The sequence below is a fragment of the Streptomyces sp. DSM 15324 genome (assembly GCF_001514285.1).
In the GTDB taxonomy this organism is placed as follows: Bacteria; Actinomycetota; Actinomycetes; order Streptomycetales; family Streptomycetaceae; genus Streptomyces.
Window position 1 is genome coordinate 68440 of sequence record NZ_KQ949040.1, and the last position, 21978, is coordinate 90417.

General features: G+C 75.2%; 20 protein-coding genes and 2 pseudogenes. 15 read left to right on the forward strand and 7 right to left on the reverse strand.

Annotated features, from left to right (window positions below; genetic code table 11):
• Positions 1-93: 93 nt before the first annotated feature.
• Positions 94-813: pseudogene (locus AQJ58_RS37990) on the reverse strand (MFS transporter); the annotation flags it as partial.
• Here AQJ58_RS37990 and AQJ58_RS37995 point away from each other — a divergent pair.
• From AQJ58_RS37995 to AQJ58_RS38040, 10 genes and pseudogenes are all read left to right on the forward strand, one after another.
• A pseudogene (locus AQJ58_RS37995) lies at positions 729-1520 on the forward strand (NAD-dependent epimerase/dehydratase family protein); the annotation flags it as partial. The pseudogenes AQJ58_RS37990 and AQJ58_RS37995 sit on opposite strands and share 85 nt — an antisense overlap.
• A gap of 234 nt (positions 1521-1754) precedes the next feature.
• Positions 1755-3389, forward strand: a complete 1635-nt coding sequence (locus AQJ58_RS38000; protein ID WP_067258917.1) for a carbamoyltransferase family protein — start codon at positions 1755-1757, stop codon at positions 3387-3389.
• Complete coding sequence (locus tag AQJ58_RS38005) at positions 3386-4489, forward strand: glycosyltransferase family 2 protein (RefSeq protein WP_234360437.1); 1104 nt, start codon at positions 3386-3388, stop codon at positions 4487-4489. The genes AQJ58_RS38000 and AQJ58_RS38005 overlap by 4 nt, the downstream gene beginning before the upstream one ends.
• Positions 4486-5187, forward strand: a complete 702-nt coding sequence (locus AQJ58_RS38010) for a D-glycero-alpha-D-manno-heptose-1,7-bisphosphate 7-phosphatase (RefSeq protein ID WP_079079477.1) — start codon at positions 4486-4488, stop codon at positions 5185-5187. The genes AQJ58_RS38005 and AQJ58_RS38010 overlap by 4 nt, the downstream gene beginning before the upstream one ends.
• Positions 5184-6191: a glycosyltransferase family 9 protein gene (locus AQJ58_RS38015; protein WP_067258919.1), complete on the forward strand. Its 1008-nt coding sequence runs from the start codon at positions 5184-5186 to the stop codon at positions 6189-6191. Before AQJ58_RS38010 ends, AQJ58_RS38015 begins: the two co-directional genes overlap by 4 nt.
• Complete coding sequence (locus AQJ58_RS38020; protein WP_067258921.1) at positions 6188-7150, forward strand: glycosyltransferase; 963 nt, start codon at positions 6188-6190, stop codon at positions 7148-7150. The genes AQJ58_RS38015 and AQJ58_RS38020 overlap by 4 nt, the downstream gene beginning before the upstream one ends.
• Before the next feature lie 104 nt (positions 7151-7254).
• Complete coding sequence (locus AQJ58_RS38025) at positions 7255-8487, forward strand: glycosyltransferase (protein WP_067259009.1); 1233 nt, start codon at positions 7255-7257, stop codon at positions 8485-8487.
• Between the two features lie 20 nt (positions 8488-8507).
• Positions 8508-9095 carry a D-sedoheptulose-7-phosphate isomerase gene (locus AQJ58_RS38030; protein WP_079079478.1) on the forward strand — a complete coding sequence of 196 codons (588 nt, stop codon included), beginning with the start codon at positions 8508-8510 and terminating at the stop codon, positions 9093-9095.
• Positions 9092-10432, forward strand: a complete 1341-nt coding sequence (locus tag AQJ58_RS38035) for a PfkB family carbohydrate kinase (RefSeq protein WP_067258925.1) — start codon at positions 9092-9094, stop codon at positions 10430-10432. The genes AQJ58_RS38030 and AQJ58_RS38035 overlap by 4 nt, the downstream gene beginning before the upstream one ends.
• A complete protein-coding gene (locus AQJ58_RS38040; protein WP_067258927.1) occupies positions 10429-11421 on the forward strand; it encodes a glycosyltransferase family 9 protein in 993 nt (330 codons plus the stop codon). Before AQJ58_RS38035 ends, AQJ58_RS38040 begins: the two co-directional genes overlap by 4 nt.
• A gap of 368 nt (positions 11422-11789) precedes the next feature.
• On the opposite strand, the gene AQJ58_RS38045 is transcribed toward AQJ58_RS38040, so the two are convergent.
• The 3 genes from AQJ58_RS38045 to AQJ58_RS38055 form a co-directional block, all read right to left on the reverse strand.
• The gene (locus tag AQJ58_RS38045; RefSeq protein ID WP_067258929.1) at positions 11790-12329 is read right to left on the reverse strand and encodes a DUF4232 domain-containing protein; all 540 of its coding nucleotides are present in this window, start codon (positions 12327-12329) and stop codon (positions 11790-11792) included.
• 220 nt (positions 12330-12549) lie between these two features.
• On the reverse strand, positions 12550-13686 hold the full coding sequence (locus tag AQJ58_RS38050) for an MFS transporter (RefSeq protein ID WP_067259010.1): 1137 nt from the start codon (positions 13684-13686) through the stop codon (positions 12550-12552).
• A 165-nt stretch (positions 13687-13851) separates the two neighbouring features.
• A complete protein-coding gene (locus AQJ58_RS38055; RefSeq protein WP_067258931.1) occupies positions 13852-14493 on the reverse strand; it encodes a DUF2637 domain-containing protein in 642 nt (213 codons plus the stop codon).
• A 332-nt stretch (positions 14494-14825) separates the two neighbouring features.
• Between AQJ58_RS38055 and AQJ58_RS38060 the strand changes: the two genes are divergently transcribed.
• Both AQJ58_RS38060 and AQJ58_RS38065 read left to right on the forward strand, forming a co-directional pair.
• Positions 14826-15626, forward strand: coding sequence for a class I SAM-dependent methyltransferase (locus tag AQJ58_RS38060; protein ID WP_067258933.1), 801 nt, complete (start codon positions 14826-14828; stop codon positions 15624-15626).
• Between the two features lie 35 nt (positions 15627-15661).
• The gene (locus AQJ58_RS38065) at positions 15662-16015 is read left to right on the forward strand and encodes a VOC family protein (protein WP_067258934.1); all 354 of its coding nucleotides are present in this window, start codon (positions 15662-15664) and stop codon (positions 16013-16015) included.
• Between the two features lie 30 nt (positions 16016-16045).
• On the opposite strand, the gene AQJ58_RS38070 is transcribed toward AQJ58_RS38065, so the two are convergent.
• Together AQJ58_RS38070 and AQJ58_RS38075 are read right to left on the reverse strand one after the other, a co-directional pair.
• Positions 16046-16852 carry a polysaccharide deacetylase family protein gene (locus AQJ58_RS38070; protein WP_067258936.1) on the reverse strand — a complete coding sequence of 269 codons (807 nt, stop codon included), beginning with the start codon at positions 16850-16852 and terminating at the stop codon, positions 16046-16048.
• A 119-nt stretch (positions 16853-16971) separates the two neighbouring features.
• Positions 16972-17844, reverse strand: coding sequence for a polysaccharide deacetylase family protein (locus tag AQJ58_RS38075; RefSeq protein ID WP_067258938.1), 873 nt, complete (start codon positions 17842-17844; stop codon positions 16972-16974).
• Between the two features lie 247 nt (positions 17845-18091).
• Between AQJ58_RS38075 and AQJ58_RS38080 the strand changes: the two genes are divergently transcribed.
• Positions 18092-18412 (forward strand): GYD domain-containing protein, encoded by a 321-nt coding sequence (locus tag AQJ58_RS38080; protein ID WP_067258939.1) that lies wholly within the window; start codon positions 18092-18094, stop codon positions 18410-18412.
• Positions 18413-18595: 183 nt separating this feature from the next.
• On the opposite strand, the gene AQJ58_RS38085 is transcribed toward AQJ58_RS38080, so the two are convergent.
• Positions 18596-19396, reverse strand: coding sequence for an inositol monophosphatase family protein (locus AQJ58_RS38085; protein WP_067258941.1), 801 nt, complete (start codon positions 19394-19396; stop codon positions 18596-18598).
• Between the two features lie 101 nt (positions 19397-19497).
• On the opposite strand from AQJ58_RS38085, the gene AQJ58_RS38090 reads away from it, so the two are divergent.
• Entirely contained in the window at positions 19498-20562 is a 1065-nt protein-coding gene (locus AQJ58_RS38090; protein ID WP_067258943.1) for a DUF3533 domain-containing protein, read from the forward strand.
• Between the two features lie 530 nt (positions 20563-21092).
• Positions 21093-21929, forward strand: coding sequence for a hypothetical protein (locus AQJ58_RS45570; protein ID WP_067258946.1), 837 nt, complete (start codon positions 21093-21095; stop codon positions 21927-21929).
• Positions 21930-21978: the final 49 nt, after the last annotated feature.

The following is a 21978-nucleotide window of genomic DNA, read 5'->3' on the forward strand; positions in this document are numbered from 1 at the left end:
CCGGACACAGGTGGTCGGCCCGGATGGGCCGGCAGGACACCGCCCGCCGTCACCAGACGCCCCCGACACGCACCACCCAGCCGCCGCAAGCACTCAGGCAGCCGTGCCGAGGGGCTCTCGGCCCAGGGTGGCCGGTAGAGGGGTCGGGTGGGTGGGGGTGTCGGACGCGGGTGGGGGCTGGAGAGGGCGGCGCGCTGCGGTGAGCAGGCCCGCTCCGGTCACGGCGGCGACCAGGAGTCCGCCGCTCACGAGGGCGCCACGGGCACCCGCCAGTTCCATGAGCAGCCCCAGCACGGGCGGGCCGGCGAGCCCCCACACCGTGCCGATGCCGTTCCACACCCCGAGGACCCGGCCGCGCAGGTGAGCCGGCGGGTCGGTCTGCAGGACCGCCGTGCCGGCGGTGTCGGACACGGACTCGGCGACCGCCATCGGCAGGACGAGCACCAGCAGCACCGCGAGCGACGGAGCCAGCCCGACCGCCACCTGGAGCAGCGCCCCCACGGCGGCCAGGGCGCCCACGTGACGCACCGACGGGCGGTGGAGCCGGGCGCCGAGGACGGCGCCCAGGATCCCGCCGACGGCTAGCACCGTGGAGACCGTGCCGAAGGCCCCCGCCCCCGCGGCGAGCGGCCCGGTGACAAGGACGGCGAGCGTCAGGCCGTAGTTCCGGCCGAAGACCGCGCTGATCCCGGTGATCCCCGCGAGGGCGACCAGCCGGGGCCTGGCCCGGCTTCCGGCTCGTCGAGTGCGACGTCTGCGCACCGGAGTGCCCGGAGGTCCTGGCCGGGCCCTACGACCTCGTCCTGCACTTCGCCTGCTGTGCGTCCCCGGCCGACTACCTCCGGTTGCCGCTGGAGACCCTGGACGCCGGCAGCATCGGCACCCGCGCCCTGCTGGCCGTGGCGGAGCGGGACGGGGCCCGGTTCCTGCTGGCCTCGACCTCGGAGGTGTACGGCGACCCGCTCGTCCACCCGCAGCGGGAGGACTACTGGGGCAACGTCAACCCGGTGGGCCCGCGCAGTGTCTACGACGAGTCCAAGCGCTTCGCCGAGGCCCTGGTCACCGCCCATGTGCGCACCCGGGGCGCCGACGCGGGCATCGTCCGGCTGTTCAACACGTACGGGCCGCGGATGCGGGCGCACGACGGGCGGGCCGTACCCACCTTCGTCTGCCAGGCGCTGGCCGGCGATCCGCTGACGGTGGCGGGGGACGGTCGGCAGACCCGGTCCCTGTGCTACGTCGACGACACGGTCGACGGGGTGCTGTCCGTGGCCGCCAGCCGGTCCGTGCGGCCGGTGAACATCGGCGGCACCGACGAGGTCACCGTCGTCGACATCGCCCGCCGGGTCCTGGAGCTCACCGGGTCCTCCTCCCGCATCGAGTTCGTCGGCCGTCCCGTCGACGACCCCCAGCGGCGCCGCCCGGACACCGCGCTGGCCCGGGAACTCCTCGGCTGGGAGCCGAAGGTGCCCTGGGAGGAGGGGATCAAGCAGACCATCGCCTACTTCGCCACGAGCCGACCGAACCGACCGAGCCGACCGAGCGGACCGAGCGGACCGAGCGGACTGAACCATCCGGACCGACCGAGCCGTCCGGACCAGGCGGGCGGGCCGAGCCGGACGGCCTCGCCGGGCCAGCCCCACCAACCCCACCAACCCCACCAGTCCAAGCAGCCCAGCCAAGCCCGCCGAACCGACCGGACGAGCCCCGCCGGCCGCTGACGCGGTCGGGCCCACAGCCACGGGAGCGACCCCATGCGCGTACTGGGAATCAACGCCCTCTTCCACGACCCCGCAGCCGCGCTGGTCGTCGACGGGAGCATCGTGGCCGCGGCGGAGGAGGAGCGGTTCAGCCGGCGCAAGCACGGAAAGCGTCCGGTGCCCTTCTCCGCCTGGGAACTGCCCGAACGCTCCGCCCGCTGGTGCCTGGAACGGGCCGGGCTCACCCCGTCCGACCTGGACGCCGTCGCCTACTCCTACGACCCCGGCCTCGCCCGCCCGGCCGAGCTGCTCGGTCTCGACGACCCCTGGGACCACCTGCGCCAGGAGTACGCGCGCCGGGCCCCCGAGTTCCTGGCCGAGGCCCTGCCCGGACTCGACGCCGCCAAGGTCCGTTTCGTCGCACACCACGTCGCCCACGCCGCCTCGGCCGGGCAGGCGTCCCCCTACCCGGACTGCGCGGTCCTGGTGCTCGACGGCCGCGGCGAATGCGGCTCCCACCTCGCGGGCCGCTACCGCGACCGGGACCTCACCGTGCTGCGCACCCAGTCGCTGCCGGACTCCCTCGGCCTGTTCTACGAGGACCTCACCGAGCACCTCGGCTTCCTGCGCAGCAGCGACGAGTTCAAGGTGATGGCCCTGGCCTCGTACGGCGCCCCCCGCTTCCTCGGCGAGCTGCGCGCGTACGTCGGCGCGGACGGCCGGGGCGGCTTCCGGGCCCGGCCCGTCCCCTGGTCCTCCCTCGTGCCTGCGCGGGCGCCCGGCGCTCCCTGGAGCCAGGGACACGCCGACGCGGCCGCCAGCGCCCAGGCCTGCCTGGAGGAGGTCCTGCTGGATCTGGCGCGCTGGCTGCACGGCCGTACCGGTGACGACGTGCTGACGCTGGCGGGCGGGGTGGCGCTCAACTGCGTCGCCAACACCCGGCTCCACCGCGAGAGCCCGTTCCGGCGGATCTGGGTGCAGCCGGCCGCCGGGGACGCCGGAACGGCGCTCGGCGCCGCCCTCCATCTCGCCCACGCCAAGGACGCGGTGGAGCCGATGCCGACCGCCGCCCTGGGCCGCGGCTGGCCCGACGCCGAACTGCGGGCCTGGCTGGAGCGGGCCGCCGTACCGTACGAGGAGCCCGAGGACATCGCTGAGACGGTCGCCGAGGAGCTGGCCCGCGACGGTGTCGTGGCCTGGTTCCAGGGCCGTGGCGAGTACGGTCCGCGGGCGCTCGGCCACCGCTCCCTGCTGGCGCACCCCGGGCACGCCGGGAACCTGGAGCGCCTCAACGCGGTGAAGGGGCGGGAGGAGTTCCGGCCGGTCGCCCCGATGGTGGTGGCCGAGCGCGCCGCCGAACTCTTCGACGGGCCGCTGCCGAGCCCGTACATGCTGTTCGTGCACGATGTCGCCGCCCGGTGGCGGGCGCGGATCCCGGCCGTGGTGCACGTGGACGGCACGGCCCGGGTGCAGACGGTGGACCGGGCGGACGAGCCGCTGGTGGCCCGCATGCTCGACGGATTCGAGCGGCGGACCGGGCTGCCCGTGGTGGTCAACACCAGCCTCAACACCGCCGGCCGGCCGATGGTGGACGATCCCCGCGACGCCCTGGAGTGCTTCGGGTCGGCACCGGTGGACCTGCTCGCCCTCGGGCCGTTCGCGGTACGCCGCGGGGAGGTGTTCGTATGACGGACGCCACGACGGACTCCATGACGGACGACGGAGCGCGCGTGGACGCCCCCGCCTATTCCGTGGTGATCCCCACGATCGGGCGGCCCTGCCTGGCCGACTGCCTGCGGGCGCTCGCCGGGGCGGACGGCGGCCGTCCGCCCGACAGGGTCGTCGTCGTGGACGACCGCCCCGGGTCCGGCGAGCCGCTGCCGCTCGCCGCGGCCGGGATCCTGCGCGACCGTGTCCGCACCCTGCGGACCGGGGGCCGTGGTCCGGCCGCCGCCCGCAACGCCGGCTGGCGCACGGTCTCCACACCCTGGACGGTGTTCCTCGACGACGACGTCCAGGTCCTGCCCGAGTGGGCCCGGCACCTCGCCCGCGACCTGGCCGCGGCCGGCCCGGCCACGGGCGGCGTCCAGGGGCGGCTGACCGTCCCGCTGCCCGGGGACCGCCGGCCGACGGACTGGGAACGGGGTACGGCCGGTCTGGAGCACGCGGCCTGGGCGACCGCCGACATGGCGTACCGCACGGACGTGCTGAGGCAGGTCGGCGGCTTCGACGAGCGGTTCCGCCGCGCCTTCCGGGAGGACGCCGACCTGGCCCTGCGGGTGGGCGAGGCCGGCTGGCGGCTGGGGCGGGGCAGCCGTACGACCCGCCACCCGGTGCGGCCCGCCGACCGCTGGGTGTCGGTGCGGGCGCAGCGCGGCAACGCGGACGACGTCCTGATGACGCGGCTGCACGGCCGTGACTGGTGGCGGCGGGCCCGTGCCCCTCGCGGGCGCATCTCCCGGCACACGCTCGTCACGGCGGCCGCGCTCGTCGCGCTGGGCTGCGCCCTGACCGGCCGGCGCCGCGCCGCCGGGGCCGCCGCGGCCCTGTGGGCGGCCGGCACGGCCGAGTTCGCCCTGGCCCGCATCCGGCCCGGTCCGAGGACCGGGGCCGAGATCGCCACCATGGTCGTCACCAGCGTGCTGATCCCGCCCCTGGCGGTCCACCACCGCCTCACCGCCCTGGTCCGCCACCGCCGGGCCCGGCCCCTGCCCACCGGCCGGCCCGCCCCCACCCGGCAGCAAACACCCGCCACACCCGGAGCCCCACCGATCGGGGGCCCGTCATGAAGCGTGTCGGTGCTGTTCTCTTCGACCGGGACGGGACTCTCGTCGAGGACGTCCCCTACAACGGCGACCCCGATCGCGTGCGCCCGGTGCCCGGTGCGCGGCGCGCCCTGGATCTCGTGCGGCGCGCCGGGCTCCGCACCGGTGTGGTCAGCAACCAGTCGGGCATCGGCCGGGGACTGCTCACGCACGCACAGGTCCGCCGGGTCAACGAGCGGGCCGACCTGCTCCTCGGCGGCCTCGGCACCTGGGTCTACTGTCCGCACGCCCCCGCGGCCCGCTGCACCTGCCGCAAGCCCCGGCCGGGGCTGGTGATCGAGGCGGCCCGCCGTCTCGGCGTGCCACCGGGCGACTGCGTGGTGATCGGTGACATCGCCGCCGACGTCCTGGCCGCCCGCGCGGCCGGTGCGGGGGCGGTGCTCGTGCCCACGGCGGCGACCCGGCCGGAGGAGATCGACGCGGCGCCCCGTACGGCTCCCGACCTGCTGACGGCGGTACGCATGATCCTCGCGGGCTGCGCGGGCTGCGCGGGCTGCGCGGGCGGCGCAGGCGGCGCAGGCCGCTCAGGCCCCACAGGGCCCACAGGCGACGCATGCCCCACAGGCCCCACAGGCGACGCAGGCCCCACAGGGCCCACAGGCGACGCAGAAGACGCAGGCCACACAGCCCGCGCAAGCGACGCAGGCGGTGAGCAGCCGTGAAGTCGCTGGTCGTACGGCTCGACAGCTTCGGTGACGTCCTCCTCGCCGGGCCAGCCGTCCGCGCGGTCGCCGCGCACAGTTCGCACGTCGGCATGCTCTGCGGCCCGCTCGGCGAACCGGCGGCCCGGCTGCTGCCCGGCGTCGACGACGTCGGCGTGTGGGCTGCGCCCTGGGAGGGCTTCGACCCGCCGTCGGTGCCGGACGCGGACGTCGAGGGCCTGATACGCCGACTGCGGGAAGCCGCGTTCGACGCCGCGCTGATCCTCACCTCCTACCATCAGAGCCCGCTGCCCACGGCCCTGCTGCTGCGGCTCGCGGGAGTCCCGCTGATCGGCGCCGACAGCACCGACCACCCGGGGCGGCTGCTCGATGTGCGCCACCGGCGCCTCGCGGGCCGGCACGAGGCCGAGGCCGCGCTCGACACGGCCGCCGCCATGGGCTTCCTCCCGCCGCCCGGAGACACCGGCCGGCTGCGGGTCGTACCGCCGCCCGACACCGTCGCGCTCACCGGCAACGGTCCCTACGTCGTCCTGCACCCCGGCACCAGCGCCCCCGCGCGGGCCTGGAGCCCCGGCCGCTGTGCCGAGGCCGTCGAACTGCTCGCCGACGAAGGTCACCGCGTCGTCGTCACCGGCGGTCCCTGCGAGAGCGGTCTGACCCGGCGGGTGAGCGGCGGTACGGCCGTGGACCTGGGCGGCCGGACCGACCCGCGGACCCTGGCGGGCGTCCTGCGCACCGCCGACGTCGTGGTCAGCGGCAACACCGGCCCGGCCCATCTGGCCGCGGCCGTCGGCACGCCGGTGGTCTCCCTGTTCGCGCCCGTCGTACCGGCCGAGCGCTGGGCGCCGTACGGCGTGCCGAGCGTGGTCCTCGGCGACCAGCGCGCCCCCTGCGCGGACACCCGTGCCCTGCGGTGCCCCGTCCCGGGCCATCCCTGCCTGGACGAGGTCACCGCCAAGGACGTGGTGGGCGCCGTCCGCACCCTGCTCGAGGAGAGCACATGAACATCCTTGTCTGGCATGTGCACGGCTCCTGGCTGACGTCGTTCGTCCAGGGCCCGTACGACTGCCTCGTCCCGGTGACCCCCGACCGGGGACCGGACGGGCTGGGGCGGGCCAGGACCTGGCAGTGGCCCTCCCGGGTGCGGGAGGTGGGCCCCGACGGCCTGCGCGAGGCCCGCATCGACCTGATGGTGCTGCAACGGCCGCACGAGCTCGCGCTGGCCCGGCGCTGGACCGGCCGGACGCCCGGTGTCGACGTGCCCGCCGTGTACGTGGAGCACAACTGCCCGCACGGGCCGGCCGTGGACACCCGCCATCCGCTCGCCGACCGCACCGACATCCCCCTCGTGCACGTCACCCACTTCAACCGGCTGATGTGGGACAACGGACGGGCGTCCACGGAGGTCATCGAGCACGGCGTCATCGACCCCGGCCCGCTGTGGACCGGCGAGGAGCTTCGCGCGGCGGTCGTCGTCAACGAACCGGTGCGGCGGGGCCGTACGACCGGGACGGACCTGCTGCCCCGCTTCGCCCGCACGGTCGCGCTGGACGTCTTCGGCATGCGCACGCAGAACCTGGCCGGGCTGCTGGGGATCGCCCCCGCCGACTGCCGCAGCCACGACCTGCCCCAGCACGAGCTGCACGCGGCGATGGCCCGCCGCCGGCTGTACCTGCACCCGATCCGCTGGACGTCCCTCGGACTGTCCCTCCTGGAGGCCATGTTCCTGGGGATGCCGGTGGTGGCGCTGGACACCACCGAGGTGCGCGACGCCGTGCCGGAGGGCGCCGGGGTGGTGTCCAACCGCTTCGACGTGCTGGAGGACGCCGTCCGCGGTTTCCTCGCGGACCCCGGTCACGCACGACGGACCGGGGAGGCCGCGCGGGCCGCGGTACGGGCCCGTTACGGACTACGCCGGTTCCTCGACGACTGGGAACGCCTGATCAAGGAGGTCACCCGATGAGCACCGCCCGCCGCACCGCACCGCACCCCGCACCCCGCACCGCACCCCACCCCGTCGGCCATGCCCTCGGGCGCCCCGCCCGCCACCCCGTCGGCCGCGTCGCCATGGTCTCGGAACACGCCAGCCCGCTGGCCGAGCTGGGCGGCCCCGACGCGGGCGGGCAGAACGTGTACGTGGCCCAACTCGCCGCCGGGTTGGCACGGCGCGGTCACGAGGTCGTCGTCTACACCCGGCGGGACGATCCCGCACTGCCCGAGCGCGTCGACACGGACGACGGAGTGCGGGTCGTCCATGTGCCCGCCGGACCGCCGGTACCGATACCGAAGGACGAACTCCTGCCCCACATGCCCGAGTTCGGCGACTGGCTGGCCGGAAAGTGGCGGGCGGACCCGCCCGACGTGGTGCACGCCCACTTCTGGATGTCGGGGCTGGCCGCGGTGCGCGGCGCCCGCGACCTCGGCCTGCCCGTGGTGCAGACGTACCACGCGCTGGGCACCGTGAAGAAGCGGTACCAGGGAGCCGCCGACACCAGCCCGCCGCAGCGCATCGGCATCGAGACGGCCGTGGGCCACGCGTGCGCCGCCGTCATCGCCACCTGCTCGGACGAGGTGGCCGAGCTGACCGCGATGGGCCTGCCGCGGGAACGCGTCCATGTGGTGCCCTGCGGAGTGGACCCCGAGCACTTCAGGCCGGCCGAGGGGGCGCGCCGGACCGACGGGGCGCGACGCAGGCTGCTGACCGTCGGCCGGCTGGTGCCCCGCAAGGGCTTCGACCGGGCGATCCGCGCCCTCACCGAGGTGCCCGACGCCGAACTCCTCGTCGCCGGGGGCCCCAACCTGGCGCTGCTGGGCGCCGAACCGGAGGCGGAGCGGCTGTGGGCCGTCGCCGTGGAGTGCGGGGTGTCGGACCGGGTGACCCTGCTGGGCGGGGTGAGTCCGCTGCGGATGCCGGAGTTGATGTCCGACGCGGACCTCGTGCTGTCCGTGCCCGTCTACGAGCCGTTCGGCATCGTCCCGATCGAGGCCATGGCCTGCGGGACGCCGGTGCTCGCGACGGCCGTCGGAGGCCAGCTCGACACGGTGGAGCACGACGTCACCGGTCTGCTGGTCCCGTCCGACGCGGCCGCCGACACCCTCGGTGCCGCGATCCGCGGCCTGCTCGGCGATCCGCAGCGCCTCGCCCGGTACGGCGCGGCCGGCCGGCGCCGGGTCCTCGCCCACTACACCTGGGACCGCGTGGCCGACGGCGTCGGCCGGGTCTACGGCGCGGTCTCCGGCGTCCCCTCCCTGGCGGGAACCCCCTCGCTCACGGGAAGCCTCCGAGGAGCCGTCCGATGAGTCGTCCGATGAGTCGTCCGATGAGTCACACCACCGAGGTCGCCCACTGCGACGATCTGATGCACGCCCTCGGCGAGTTCCGCGACCATGCCTCGGCCGTCACCGAGCGGTGGGGCGCCGCTCTGGCGTCCCGTCTCGGGGCGGGCTGCCGGCTGCTGGTCGCGGGCAACGGCGGCAGCGCCGCCCAGGCCCAGCACCTCACGGCCGAACTCGTGGGCCGCTACCGTGACGACCGCCCGCCGTACTCGGCGCTCGCGCTGCACGCCGACACCTCCTCCACCACGGCCATCGCCAACGACTACGGCGTCCAGGAGATCTTCGCCCGCCAGGTCTGCGCCCACGGCCGCACCGGCGACGTCCTGATGCTGCTGTCGACCAGTGGCGCCAGCGCCAACCTGCTCGTCGCCGCGAAGGAGGCACACCGGCTCGGGATGAGCGTGTGGGCGCTGACCGGTCCGGCGCCCAACCCGCTGGAGGGCACCGCGGACGAGCACCTGTGCGTGGACGGGGCGACGACGGCCACCGTCCAGGAACTCCACCTGGTAGCCGTCCACATGCTCTGCGACTCCTTCGACCGGGCCGTGGCGGACGGGGTGGTCCTGCCATGACCGCCCCGGCGCATCTGCTCGTCGTGGGGGACGCCCTGCTCGACCACGACGTGTGCGGGCGGGCCGACCGGCTGGCGCCCGACGCGCCCGTGCCGGTGGTCAGCGGGGCCCGGCGCGCCAGCAGGCCGGGCGGGGCCGCGCTCGCCGCGTGTCTCGCCGCGGCCGACGGCCGGCCGGTCACCCTGGTGACCGCGGTCGGCGAGGACGACAGCAGCGACCGTCTGGTCCGGCTGCTCGCCGACCGGGTCCGGCTGGTCCGGCTGCCCCTCACCGGCGAGCTGTCCAGCAAGACCCGGATCCTCGCCGGGGGCAGGCCGCTGCTGCGGCTGGACGACGGCGACGGGCGGGCACGGGAGGCGACCGAGGAGGCGCGGCGGGCCGTCTCCCGGGCCGGGGCCGTGCTCGTCGCCGACTACGGCCGCGGGAGCGCCGACGTGCTGCGCGAGGCGCTGACGGCCGCGGCCCGGCGGGTGCCGGTCGTCTGGGACCCGCATCCGCGCGGCGGCCCGCCGGTGCCCGGGGTGCGGCTGGCCACGCCGTCCGCCGCCGAGGCCCGTTCCTTCGCCGCGTCGGACGCCGGTGACGCCACCGTGTTGCAGTGCGCGGCACGCGACGCGGGCGCCCTGGTACGGGCCTGGCGGGCCGCGGCCGTCGCGGTCACGCTCGGCGGACGCGGCGCGCTGCTGTCGCACGGGGACACCCCGCTGCTGGTGCCCTCGCCGGTCACCGCGGCGGGCGACGCGTGCGGGGCTGGCGACCGGCTCTCGGCGACCGCCGCCGGGCTGCTGGCCGACGGCGAACTGACCGAGACGGCGGTGCGCGCCGCCGTCCACGCGGCCACCCGGTATGTGAGCGAGGGCGGAGTGCGCTCGCTGACGTGGGAGGACGTCCCCCGGCCGGACCCGACGGACGACCGGGTGCCGCTGGACGGCGCCCTCGGCACGGCGGCCCGGGTCAGGGCGGCGGGCGGCACGGTCGTCGCCGCCGGCGGCTGCCTGGTGGTGTGCGTCAACTCCGACGACTCCGTGCGCCGCCGCAAGGGCTCCGGACGGCCGCTCGTCGCCCTGGCGGACCGGGTCCGGGTGCTGCGGGCCCTGGAGTGCGTGGACGAGGTCGCCGTGTTCGACGAGGACACACCGGAGCGGCTGCTCGCGGCACTGCGCCCGCACATCTGGGCCAAGGGCGGCGACTACGCGCTGACCCGGCTGCCGGAGACGTCGCTGGTGGAGAGCTGGGGCGGACAGGTGGTGCTGTTCCCCTACCTGGACGGCCGTTCCACCACGGGCCTGGCCCGGCGGGCCGCCGCGGGCCCCCGGCCGAGCGGGCGCCCGCGGTGACCTCGGCGCCGCCCCGGGTGCTGGTGCTGCGCGCGCTGGGACTGGGCGATCTGCTCGCCGGGGTGCCCGCGCTGCGGGGCGTGCGGCGCGCCTTCCCCCGCCACCGGGTGGTGCTGGCCCTTCCGGCGGCGCTCGCCCAGGCCGCGTCGGCCACCGGCGCGGTGGACGCCGTCCTGCCGGCCGAGGCGCCGCACCGGGGGGTGCCGGTGCTGGAGGGCTGGCGGGGCGGGCCGCCGGACGTGGCGGTCGACCTGCACGGAAACGGCCCCGAGAGCCGCGACGCGCTGGCCGTGCTCTCCCCCCGCCGGCTGCTGGCCTACGCCCACCCCGATCCCTCCCTGGCCCGTCCGCCCGTATGGCGGCCGGACCAGCACGAGCGCGAGCGGTGGTGCGACTTCCTCGCCGCGTACGGCATCGCCGCGGACCCGGACGACGTACGGCTGCCCGTACCGGCCACGGCGTCCCCGGCGCCCGGAGCCGTCGTGGTCCATCCCGGCGCGCAGGCCGCCTCCCGGCGCTGGCCGGCCGCGCGTTTCGCCCGCCTCGCCCACACGCTCCGGGAGGCCGGTCACCGGGTCGTCGTCACCGGCGGCCCCGGGGAGGACGCGCTGGTCCTGGAGGTCGCCCACGGCGTCCGCCTGCCCGCCGAGGACGTCCTGCGGGGCGGGCTGGCGTTCCCCGAGCTGTCGGCGCTGGTGGCCCGTGCCGCGCTCGTGGTGAGCGGGGACACCGGTCTCGCGCACCTCGCGGTGGCCCACGCCACGCCGTCCGTCACGCTGTTCGGTCCGGTGTCCCCGCGGCTGTGGGGGCCGCCCCGCACCGGCCGGCACCTCGCCCTGTGGCGGGCCGGACCGCCCGGCGACCCGCACGGGGACCACCCCGACCCGCGGCTGCTGCGGATCGGGGTCGAGGAGACGGCCGCCGCGTGCCTGGCCCTGCTCGCCCGCCGCGGCCCGGAGGCCTCCCGTGTCCCCGCGTCCCGCGCCTGAGCCGGACGCCCGGGTCACCGTCGCGGTGATCACCCGCGACCGTCCGGTCGGCGCGCCCGGGTAGTCGGCCACCTCACGGGTCGCCCGGACGACGGCCCGGCGCCGGGCCGTTCCGCTGCGGCCGACGGGCCGGGAGACGGCCGGCGCCACGGCGAGACGGTCCGCCGCGACCGCCTGGAGGCCGTCACCGCGGTGGCCTCGCCATGACGGTCGCGTGCCCTGCCGCTGACGGCGGTGGCCCGGCTCGCTGGGCCGGCCGTGGTGGAGACGCACCCGGACTCCGTCGCAAGGCCGCCCCGTGGCGGGGTGGCCCTTCCCGGGTACCGGCCGGTGCCGGACGTCCCGCTCGCCGTGCCGGGCCGGGCCGGCTACTGCCCGATCGGGTCGACGAAGGTGCCCGGGTGGGTGGCGGCGTCCTGCTTGAGGATCTGGCCGCCGAAGGGCCAGGTCAGGGTGAAGTGCGCCGTCTCGTTCGGCGGGGTGACCAGGAACTTCGCCGGGACGAACTTCTGCGCCTTCGGGGTGGAGGCGGCCACCGGGAGCAGCGTGATGCCGAAGTCGACCGTGTCTCCCTTCTCCAGGACCAGCTTGGCGGGGGCCTTGGAGGAGCGGGCCAGCGACCAGGTGCCGTCGGTCTTCTGGGCGCCGACCATGTCGACACCGGCGAAGCCGGACAGGGTGCAGGTGCGCGTGCTCTTGTTGGTGAACCAGATGTACGCCTGCGTCTGCTTGTCGGTCTGCCCCATTTCCGGCTTCGCGTCGTCGCCCAGCGCGAAACCGGCCTTCAGGTCGGCGGTGTGGCAGCGGGTCGGCGCGGCCTTCACGGCGGCCGAAGCGGGAAGGGCGGCAGCGGCGGTACCGGCGACGACGATCGCCGCAAGGGTCACGGCGGTCAGCTTGCTCTTCATGAAGTCTCGGGATCCCCTCGTAAACGAATCGGCGCGCGAGGTCAGTGCGCGCCTGCGCCTCTCAAGAGGGGCTTTTCCCCGGGAAGGTTGGGTGTGCCGGGGGAACTTTTTCCAGCGGCCGCCGGGTCCCGTCCGCCGGGCCGGACGGCTGCCGGGCTTCCCCAAGTGCCTCTGGGCACTCCAGAGTTGGGCGCATGCCGCGTGCGGCGGCCGACCGGGGTCACGACGGCGGCGGGCGGCGGTGGGCGAGCGCGGCCGCCGCGGCGAGAGCGGTCAGCGCGGCGAGCGCCCCGAAGCCGTAGGTGAGGGTGGTGAGCGAGGCGACGGCGGCGACGAGCAAGGGGCCGCCCGCGTCACCGAGTTCGCGGCCGAGTTCGGCCGCGCCCATGGTCTGGCCGAGTCGCTCCGCGGGCGTGTGCGCGGCCAGCGCGGCGAAGCCGAGCGGGGTGATCAGACCGGTGCCTGCGCCGGTCAGCACCGCCGCGAGGAGGATGCCGGTCAGCCCCGGCAGCATCGCGCAGGCCAGCCCCGCGGCGGTGAGCGTCAGCCCCGCGGCGAGACCGGTCCGGGTGGTGAGGCGGCCCTCGTCCAGCGCGCGTCCGGCGCGCGGCTGGACGACGGCCGCGCACCCGGCGAGCACCGCCACCGCCGCCCCGGTGGCCACGGGGCCGAGCCCCGCGGCCCGGCCCGAGACCGGCAGGAACCCGACGCCGGCCGACAGCGCCGCGGTGGCCGTGGCGAGCGCGGCCGTCGGGGCGAGGAAGACGGGGTCGGCCAGCCGGCGCGCCAGGTCGAGGAGGGTCTGCCGCGCCTTGGGCAGCGGCGGTACGACGGGCACGGCCAGCCCGGCCCAGACGGCGACCGCCGCGCCCAGCACCGCGAGGACGGCGAACAGCAGGCGCAGTCCGCCCGCCCACACCAGCACACCGCCGAGCAGCGGGCCGAGGGTGTAGCCGAGGGACTTGTAGAAGCCGTAGCCGCCGAAGGCCCGCCCCCGCTTCGCCGCCGGGTTCAGCCGGGCGACCAGCGCGGAGGCCGACGGCGAGAAGGCCGACGCCGCGGCTCCCTGGCCGAGGCGCGCGGCCCACAGCCAGCCGGGGCTGTCGGCGACGGCGTACAGGGCGGACGCGCCGGCGAAGGCCACCAGCCCGCCGAGCAGCACGGGGCGGGCGCCGACGCGGTCGGCGAGGCTGCCGAACAGCGGCTTGAGGACGACCTCGGCGCCGTCGTAGAGGGCGAGCAGCCCGCCGAGCACCAGCAGGGAGGTGACCGCGTCGCCGGTGCGGCCGCCGAGGCTGGCGGCGACGCCGTGCGCACCGAAGGCGGTGGTGAACCCGGCCGCGTACAGCGGCCACATCTGCCGGGCCGGGGCGGGCCGCGCGCCGGCCGACTCGCTCGACACGACAACGACGGTAACAGCCCCGCGCCCGGCGTCGTCCGCCGTACGGCCGGCAGCGGAGGAGAGCGGCCACCGGATCGGCTCGCACGGCAGCCGTCTCCTCCGGCCGGAACCCGGGTGGCGTCAGGCGATGTTCGCCCTGCCGGCCGCCCAGCGCGGGCGCTCGTCGGCGGCGTGGCGGGGTTTGGCCGTCGTGGGTGAGACCTGGCCGACGATCTCCCAGAAACACACCAGCGCGGTGATCGGCGGAATTCCGTAGATGACCAGCGAGAGCAGGGAATGCGAGGCGTGGCTGATGCAGAGGCTGACCGCCATCGCCGAGGCACCCAGCAGAACGCCCCAGGAACCCCGTGCGCTCCGCCCCTGCACCGTGGCCCGGAGCACCGACAGGGCGGCCACCAGCCACGGCCCGTACACCGTCAGCGGCCACCATTGCGCCAGTCTGTCCGGAAGGACGGAGGACGCGGTGCCGCGGAGTTGGGCATAGGAGTAGGTGAACGACCAGCCCAGCATGCAGACCGCGCAGACCGAGATCATCGCGATCAGGATCGTGACGTGCGCGTTGCGCCGGTGCTCGGGCAGCCGGCCGGGCTCGGCCGGGAGGTGCCGGCGCATCTTCCGGTGCCCTGCCCTGCCGTGCGGCCTGAGCGGGGGCCCCGGCTCGGGGATCGCTCCGGCCGCGGTCCCTCCGGACAGCAGCTGGGCCAGTTCCTCGGCCGGATCCCACTGCATCTCGATCGTCGTGAACGAGGGATCGTAGGACATCTCTTCGTTGTAAAAGCCATCCATCACACAGGTCCTACAGTCCGGCCATCGCCCGCAGATACTCGCTCTGGATGTGACTCAGACTTCTCAGAAAATCGGTGAGTAGATCCGAACAATCATCGAGGAAGACATCCCCTTCATCGGATTTCACAGGAAAGGTGATGATCGAGCGGCGGTTTCCGACCGTAGGCATTTCCGTGTGTGTCACAACCTTCTAACGAGGCCCATCGGAGAGTGAGATGCCGGTGTTCGGGTATCCGCGTGCCCCGAAAGCGGTACGCCTCGGGGCCTAAAATAGAAGAGGGCGAAAGTAACTTCGGTGGGAAATCAGTATGGACGGGCAGCGCTTCGAGGTGTGGGCGTCCGGGGCCGCGTACGAGCGGTACATGGGGCGCTGGAGCCGGGCCGTCGCGAAGGAGTTCGTGGCGTGGCTCGACCGCCCGGACGGGCTGCGGTGGCTCGACGTGGGATGCGGCACCGGTGTGCTGTCGGCGGTGGTCGGCGCCCGGTGCCGGCCCCGCGTGGTGCTCGGCGTCGACCGGTCGGAGGCGTTCGTGGGCACCGCCGAGGCCGGGGCCCTCTCCCCGGCGGTCTTCCTGGTGGGCGACGCGATGGCCCTGCCCGTGCGTGACGCGGCATGGGACGTGGCCGTCAGCGGACTGGCGCTGAACTTCCTGCCCGATCCGGCCGGGGCCGTGGCCGAGATGGCCCGCGCCGTCCGGCCGGGCGGCGCGGTCGCGGCCTATGTGTGGGACTACGCCGAGGGCATGGACCTGCTCCGTCTCTTCTGGGACACGGCCGTCGCACGGGACCCCTCCGCCGCCCCGCTGGACGAGGGACGCAGATTCCCGCTCTGCCGGCCGGAGCCCTTGCGAGCGCTGTGGGCGGACGCCGGCCTCACCGGCGTCTCCGTCCGCCCGGTCTCGGTCCCCACCGTGTTCACCGGGTTCCCCGACCTGTGGGACCCGTTCCTCTCGGGCCAGGGGCCCGCCCCGGGGTACGTCGCCGCCCTTCCCCCAGACCACCGGGAGGAACTGCGCACCGCACTCGCCGCCGCGGCCCTGCCCCGCGCCACGAACGGCTCCCTCCGCCTCAGCGCCCGCGCCTGGGCGGTCCGGGGCTGCGCGCCCTGACTCCCCCGGCGCCCCCGCGCTGCCAGGATGGACTCATGGAACGTGTGCTGGGGATCGGTGGATATTTCGTACGGGCCGCGGATCCGGTGGGTCTGAGCGCCTGGTACCGGGACTGCCTGGGGCTGGACGCCGATGCCGACGGCGTGTGGAGCCAGCAGGCCGGGCCCACGGTGTTCGCGGCGTTCGAGGCCGGGACCGACTACTTCGGGGACCCGGCCCAGCAGACCATGCTCAACTTCCGGGTCCGCGACCTGGACGCGATGCTCGCGCAGCTGCGCGCCGAGGGGGCGGACGTGGCCGAGCAGACGCAGGACATGGAGGGGGTGGGACGGTTCGGCTGGGTGACCGACCCCGAGGGGAACCGGATCGAACTCTGGCAGCCCGCCTGAACCGCCCGCCCCACCGCCCTCGCCGAGCGGTCACGGCCGGTAGGCGCGGCGGTTGTCGTAGGTGACCTTGCCGGAGGGCAGCGTTCGCGGCGCGAAGAGCTGGTCCACCGTCACGAAGTGGAAGCCGCGGGCCGTGAGGCCGCTGATGATGCCGGGCACCGCGTCGACGGTCGTCCGGTGGATGTCGTGCATGAGGACGATGTCCCCGGGCCGGGTGTCCCGCTTGACGACCCTGATGAGCCGTGCGGTGTCGCGGTACTTCCAGTCGAGGGTGTCGACGCTCCAGTGCACCAGCGGCCGGGCGGCGGCGGCCCGGACGGTGGCGTTCTGGGCGCCGTAGGGGGCGCGGAAGGTGGTGGGCTTCTTGCCGGTGGCCTGCTTGATCGCCGTGTCGGTGCGGGAGATCTCCGATGCGACGGCCGCGCGGCTGAGTCTGGTCAGATCGGCGTGGTCCCAGCTGTGGTTGCCTATCTGGTGACCGGCCTCGGCCTCGGCGCGCGCCGTGGCCGGGTACCGCTGGACGTTCTTGCCGACCAGGTAGAAGGTCACCGGCACGTGCCGTTCCCTCAGGATCCGCAGCAGCCGCTGGGTGTCGGCGACCGGCCCGTCGTCGAAGGTGAGCGCCACGCACTTCACCCTGCGGCAGTCGACGGCGGCGGCCGGGGCGGTAGTGGCCGAGGCGGTGGTGGCGGCGGAGGTGGTGGTAGTGGCTGAGGCGGACGTGGCCGAGGCGGTCGTGCCGGAGGCGGACGTGGCCGAGGCGGACGTGGCGGTGCCGGCCAGTGTGGTGCCGCACAGGGCGGCGATGAGGGCCGAGACGACGAGGCGATGGTGCATCGGATCCTCCAGGCGCGGTGAACTTCCCCTGCGGGCAAGTGAGTTGCCCTGTAGGACAAACCGGAAGTGCGCATGGATGCCGGTGCGATTCGGCCATTCGTGCGAAGGCGCGACCCGCCCTAGAGGTAGTCCTCCAGGGCCGCGACCGTGAAGCCCTGGTCCCGGATGTGGCGCAGGAGGTTCGCCGTCATCTCGGTGATGGTCGTGCCCTTGAGCTCGGAGGGGCCGCGGAAGTGGGCCAGGATGATGTCGCCCGGGTGGAGCTTCCCGGTGGGCGACTGATACTGCATGTTCTTGATCTGCATCGACTCGCGCCACAGGACGATCGCCTCGAGGCCGCAGGAGGCGGCGGCGGCCCGGGTGTCCTCGTTCCAGTTGCCGTAGGGGGGACGCAGCAGCCGCGGGGCGGTGCCGTACTCCTCCTTGAGCCTGGTCTGCTGGCCGCAGATCTCCCGCTTCTGGGCGGACGCGCCGAGGGTGCGCAGGTCGGGGTGGGTCAACGTGTGGTTCTGGACGCCGTTGCCGAGGGCCTGGAGCTTCTTGAAATAGCCGTAGTCGGAGCGGATGGCGGCGTCGGTCAGGAACATCGTGAAGGGGACCTTCAGCTCCCGCATCATCGTGACGAACTCCGGGTCCTTCTCCGCGCCGTCGTCGAAGGTGAGGAAGACGATCTTCTGCTGGGTGGGTATCTCGCTGATCACCGGTACCGGCCCGCCGTCGGCCCGCAGCCGCACCGGCTTCACGGCGGGCGGGGCCGGCGGGGCGGCCAGCGGCTTCAGACCCCACCTGCGGTAGGCGGCCTCGACGGCCGCCCGCGCGGCCTGCTTCCCGTCACCGGAGGGCTGCGAGTGCCGTCCGGAGGCGGAGGGGGAGGGGGAGCCGGAGGGCGTGGCCGGCCGGGCGTCCGCCCGCGACTCGGTCCCGCAGCCCGTCGTCGCACCCGTCGCGAGAAGAGCGCAGACGAGTGCCGCCCCCCTGATCCACCTGTTCACCGCGTTGCCCCCGTGTCATCCGTGCGCCGTGCCCTGTCCACCTGCCTGATGTCGAACAGGGTGTCGGGGTTCCGACACACGGACGAAGGAAGGATGACACGGGTGGCCGCCGGGCGGACGCCGGGCGGCCCCGGAGAGCGTGGCTGCTACCGGGTGAATCCGGCGCCGGAGGCAGAACGGGCCGGGTGTCCGGGGGAAGGGCACTGTACGTACCCGTACGGACAAGCGAGGGTCAGGGAGCGTCCCGATGCCGAAGTTCCTCATCCAGGCGACCTACACACAAGAGGGCGCCAAGGGGCTGCTCAAGGAGGGGGCGAGCGGGCGGCGCGCCGCCGTGGAACAGGTCGTGGGCGGCCTCGGCGGCTCGGTCGAGGCCATCTACTACGCCTTCGGGGAGGCGGACGCCATCCTGATCGTGGACTTCCCCGACCGCGTCGACATGGCCGCCGTCGCCCTCGCCGTCAAGGCCGGCGGCGGCCTCCAGACCCGCGCCACCCCCCTCCTCACCACCGAGGAGATCGACGAGGCCACCCGTCGCGAGGTGACCTTCCGAAGGCCGGGAGCCTAGGGCCTGTCTGACAATTCGCGTCGTCGCCCGAAGGGCGGCCCGGCGGCGTCAGGTGCGTGCTCTCGGTGTGCCGGCCCCAGGCCTGCGTACTGGTGTACTCGGGTCTGGGGCCGGTGCGGCGAGAGGGCGTGCATGGCGTCGCCGGGCAGACGGGAATTGTCAGACAGGCCCTAGCCCGCGTGTTCACCCCGTCCGGCGGCGGTCCGCGCCCGCCTTCCGCCACAGGGCGGTCGCTTCCCCGGCCGCGCCCGGGGCGGTGAGGAGGAGGGGGGTGTCGTAGGGCGGGAGGGCGGGATGGGCGATGGCTCCGGACTCCTGGGCGATCAGCAGGGCCGGGAGGCCGTCGACGTGGTGGAACTCGCCGATCGCCGCCGCCGTCGCGCGGCCCGCCGCGACCTGGACCAGGGACAGGGCCGTGGAGCCCATGACGCGGACCGTGCAGTGGCGCTCGGCGAGTGCGGCGAGGAGGGCGTCCAGACCGGGCCAGTGCGCGTGGGCCGCCCACTCGGTGAGGAAGAGGTGGCCGGTGAGGGTGGTGTGGTCGGCCGCGTGGACCGGGACGCCGTTGAGACGGGCGCCGCCGCCGCGGATCGCGGTGAAGGTCTCGCCGCGCCAGGGGTCCGCGACGACGCCGAGCAGCGGGGTGCCGTCGGGGGCGGCCAGGCCCAGGGAGAAGGAGCACCAGCCGATGCCGTGCGCGAAGTTGGAGGTCCCGTCGACCGGGTCGACCACCCAGGTCGGGGCGGAGCGGGCGCCTTCCGTGGTGCCGTACTCCTCGCCGACGATGCCGTGGGTGGGAAAGGCCTCGCCGAGCACCCTGCGGACGTGCCGCTCCACGGCCTCGTCGGTGTCGGTGACGATGTCCGCCGGGCTCGCCTTCTGCCGTACGGCGGTGGTGCGGGCGCCGCGGATCGTCTCCGAGGCCCAGGCCGCCAGCTCGCTCGCGACCTCCAGGGCACGGTCCAGGTCCACTTCGGTCTCCACGTGAGATCGCTCCTCGCAGCCGGTGATCGCTTCCGCCGCGGAGACAGTAGCCGTCCGTCAAACGGAATGGCAGGTTCACCCGGTCGTGCGATCATGCGGCCGTGAACGAACCCTCAGCCGCCCCCGCCCCTGCCAAGTCCCCCGGTCTCGCAGCCGAGTTCAAGGACGCCGTCACCCTGCGGGCCTTCGGGCTCGTGCTCGGCGGACTGCTCGTCCAGCTCGCCTTCGTCGTGTCGTACGTCGGAGCCTTCCACTCCCCGACACCGCACCGCATACCCGTCGCGGTCGCCGCCCCGCAGCAGGCGGCCGCGAAGATCGTCGCGCAGCTCAACGCGCTGGACGGCGAGCCGGTCGAGGCCACCGCCGCGCCGAGCGCCGCGGCCGCCCGCAGCCGGGTCCTCACCCGCGAGGCGGACGCCGCGTTCCTCTTCGACGCGACCAGCACGAAGGACACCCTGCTGGTCGCCTCGGCGGGCGGGCCCTCGGTGTCGCAGACCGCCACCCTGATCGCCCAGAAGATAGAGGCGGCGCAGAAGCGGCAGATCACCGTCACGGACATCCGGGCCCCGCACTCCGGCGACGGGCGCGGCATGACCTCGTTCTACCTGGTCCTGGGCTGGGTGATCGGCGGCTATCTCACCGCGACGATCATGGGCATGTCGGCCGGCTCCCGCCCCGCCAACCGGCACCGCACCCTGATCCGCCTCGCGGTCCTCGTGCTGTACGCGGCCGTGTCCGGGATCGCCGGAGCGGTGATCGTCGGTCCGGTGTTCGACGCGCTCGGCGGGCACTTCTGGGCGCTGAGCGCCATCGGCACGCTGGTGGTGCTCGCCTCCGCGGCGACCGCGCTCGCGCTCCAGACCCTGCTGGGCCTCCTCGGCACCGGCCTGGTCATCCTGCTCTTCGTGGTCCTCGGCAACCCGAGCTCCGGCGGTGTCTATCCGGCGCCGCTGCTGCCGGGGTTCTGGAGCGCGATCGGGCAGGCCCTGCCGCCGGGCGCCGGCACCACCCTGGTCCGCAACACGGTGTACTTCTCGGGGCACGCCACCACGGCGGCCCTGTGGGTGCTCGGCGCCTACGCGGCGGGCGGCGCGCTGCTCGCCCTGGCGGCGTCCTGGCGCAACGAACGCCGGACCGCGGCCCCCGCCGCCGCCCAGGCCGGCTGAGAGCGACGACCGGGCGGCGACCGGCCGCCCGGACTCGGCCGCCCGTGACCTCGCCCGCGCCGTGGCCCGTGAACGCGTCCCGCACGTCGACGGACCCGACCGGCTCCTTGGCCGCCGCGGCCCCGGTGCCCTCGGGCGGCGCGTCGGCGAGGCCGTTCATGGCGGTGCGCTCGGCGGAGCCGAGGTCGACCACGGGGCAGGGCCCGGTCGAGGAGAGCGCCTGCGGACAGCCGATCTCGCCGACGTCCAGGGCCTGGTCCCCGACCGGCTGCTGCCGCTGATCGACGCGGCCGTCACCGCCCGGATCCTGGTCCGGGACGAGCCCGGCACGGGCGGCACCGGCCGCCACCGGCTGCCCGAACCGCCCCGCGACGCCGAACTGCCCCGCGACGCCGAACTGAGCACCCGGACGCCGCCCGCCCGGCAGATCCGGCACGCCGCGTTCGCCGGCTCCCGGCCCGCGCTGAACTCCCCGGGAAACAGGTGCTGTTGCCCTTATCATCACCGGCCCCGCTCCCTACGATCGGTGGATGACGCAACCGACGCAACCGACACAACCGCCGCAACCCGGCCCCCAGGTGCCCCCGCCCGTCCCCTACGGCAGACCGCCGGGCCCGCCGACGGCCCCGGGCGCGGCCGCCGACCGCGTCTCCGGCGCGCTGTTGCTCGTCGGCGCGGCCCTCGCCCTCACCGGTTCCTTCACCACGCTCGACACGTCGAAGGAGACCATCGGCAGCGGCAGCAGCAGCGCCGCGGCCTACCGGACCGTCGCGAAGGCGTGGTCGTACACCACCTCGGTCCCGGGACAGAAGTCCCAGTCGGTCACGCAGTTCGACGGCGTCCCGCTGCTCGTCGGCGCCCTCCTCGCCGTCGCCGCGGGGATCGTGCTGCTGACCGGTTCCGGCGGCCGGCAGCCTCTGGCCCGGGTGCTTGGTGTCACCGGCGCGGTGCTGCTGTTCGGCACGACGCTGACGGTGGCGGTCTCCACGGTCGGTGACGCCCAGTGGGACACCGACGCCCGGTCCACGACCTTCGGCCCCGGCTTCTACCTGCTGACGGTCGCCTGTGTGCTGGGGCTGGCCACTTCCGTCCTCACCGTGCTCGCCACCCGGCGCCCGGCCACCGCGCCCGCCGCCGTTCCCACCCCGTACCCGCAGCCCTGGGCGACCGGCCCGGTCCCGCAGACGTACCCCCAGGCGTACCCCCAGCCGTACCCGCAGGCCCCGCACCCGCAGGCCCAGTCCTACCCCCAGGCCCAGTCCTACCCCCAGGCCCAGTCCTACCCGCCGGCCCAGCAGCCCCCGCCGCTTCCGCACCAGCCCCCGCAGCAGCCCCCGCACGAGCCGCCGGCCCCGCCCGCCGGCTGAGAGCGCGGGCGCACGTCACTCCGCCACGCCCCGACCACCGGGCCCGTGC

Bases quoted from the DNA above. Each gene is read 5' to 3' on its own strand.
- AQJ58_RS38030 (WP_079079478.1), top strand. From the start codon at position 8,508: ATGAGTCACACCACCGAGGTCGCCCACTGCGACGATCTGATGCACGCC.
- AQJ58_RS38080 (WP_067258939.1), top strand. From the start codon at position 18,092: ATGCCGAAGTTCCTCATCCAGGCGACCTACACACAAGAGGGCGCCAAG.
- AQJ58_RS38055 (WP_067258931.1), bottom strand. From the start codon at position 14,493: ATGTCCTACGATCCCTCGTTCACGACGATCGAGATGCAGTGGGATCCG.
- AQJ58_RS45570 (WP_067258946.1), top strand. From the start codon at position 21,093: ATGACGCAACCGACGCAACCGACACAACCGCCGCAACCCGGCCCCCAG.
- AQJ58_RS38000 (WP_067258917.1), top strand. From the start codon at position 1,755: ATGCGCGTACTGGGAATCAACGCCCTCTTCCACGACCCCGCAGCCGCG.
- AQJ58_RS38035 (WP_067258925.1), top strand. From the start codon at position 9,092: ATGACCGCCCCGGCGCATCTGCTCGTCGTGGGGGACGCCCTGCTCGAC.
- AQJ58_RS38060 (WP_067258933.1), top strand. From the start codon at position 14,826: ATGGACGGGCAGCGCTTCGAGGTGTGGGCGTCCGGGGCCGCGTACGAG.
- AQJ58_RS38065 (WP_067258934.1), top strand. From the start codon at position 15,662: ATGGAACGTGTGCTGGGGATCGGTGGATATTTCGTACGGGCCGCGGAT.
- AQJ58_RS38070 (WP_067258936.1), bottom strand. From the start codon at position 16,852: ATGCACCATCGCCTCGTCGTCTCGGCCCTCATCGCCGCCCTGTGCGGC.
- AQJ58_RS38050 (WP_067259010.1), bottom strand. From the start codon at position 13,686: ATGTGGCCGCTGTACGCGGCCGGGTTCACCACCGCCTTCGGTGCGCAC.
- AQJ58_RS38025 (WP_067259009.1), top strand. From the start codon at position 7,255: ATGGTCTCGGAACACGCCAGCCCGCTGGCCGAGCTGGGCGGCCCCGAC.
- AQJ58_RS38005 (WP_234360437.1), top strand. From the start codon at position 3,386: ATGACGGACGCCACGACGGACTCCATGACGGACGACGGAGCGCGCGTG.
- AQJ58_RS38045 (WP_067258929.1), bottom strand. From the start codon at position 12,329: ATGAAGAGCAAGCTGACCGCCGTGACCCTTGCGGCGATCGTCGTCGCC.
- AQJ58_RS38020 (WP_067258921.1), top strand. From the start codon at position 6,188: ATGAACATCCTTGTCTGGCATGTGCACGGCTCCTGGCTGACGTCGTTC.
- AQJ58_RS38010 (WP_079079477.1), top strand. From the start codon at position 4,486: ATGAAGCGTGTCGGTGCTGTTCTCTTCGACCGGGACGGGACTCTCGTC.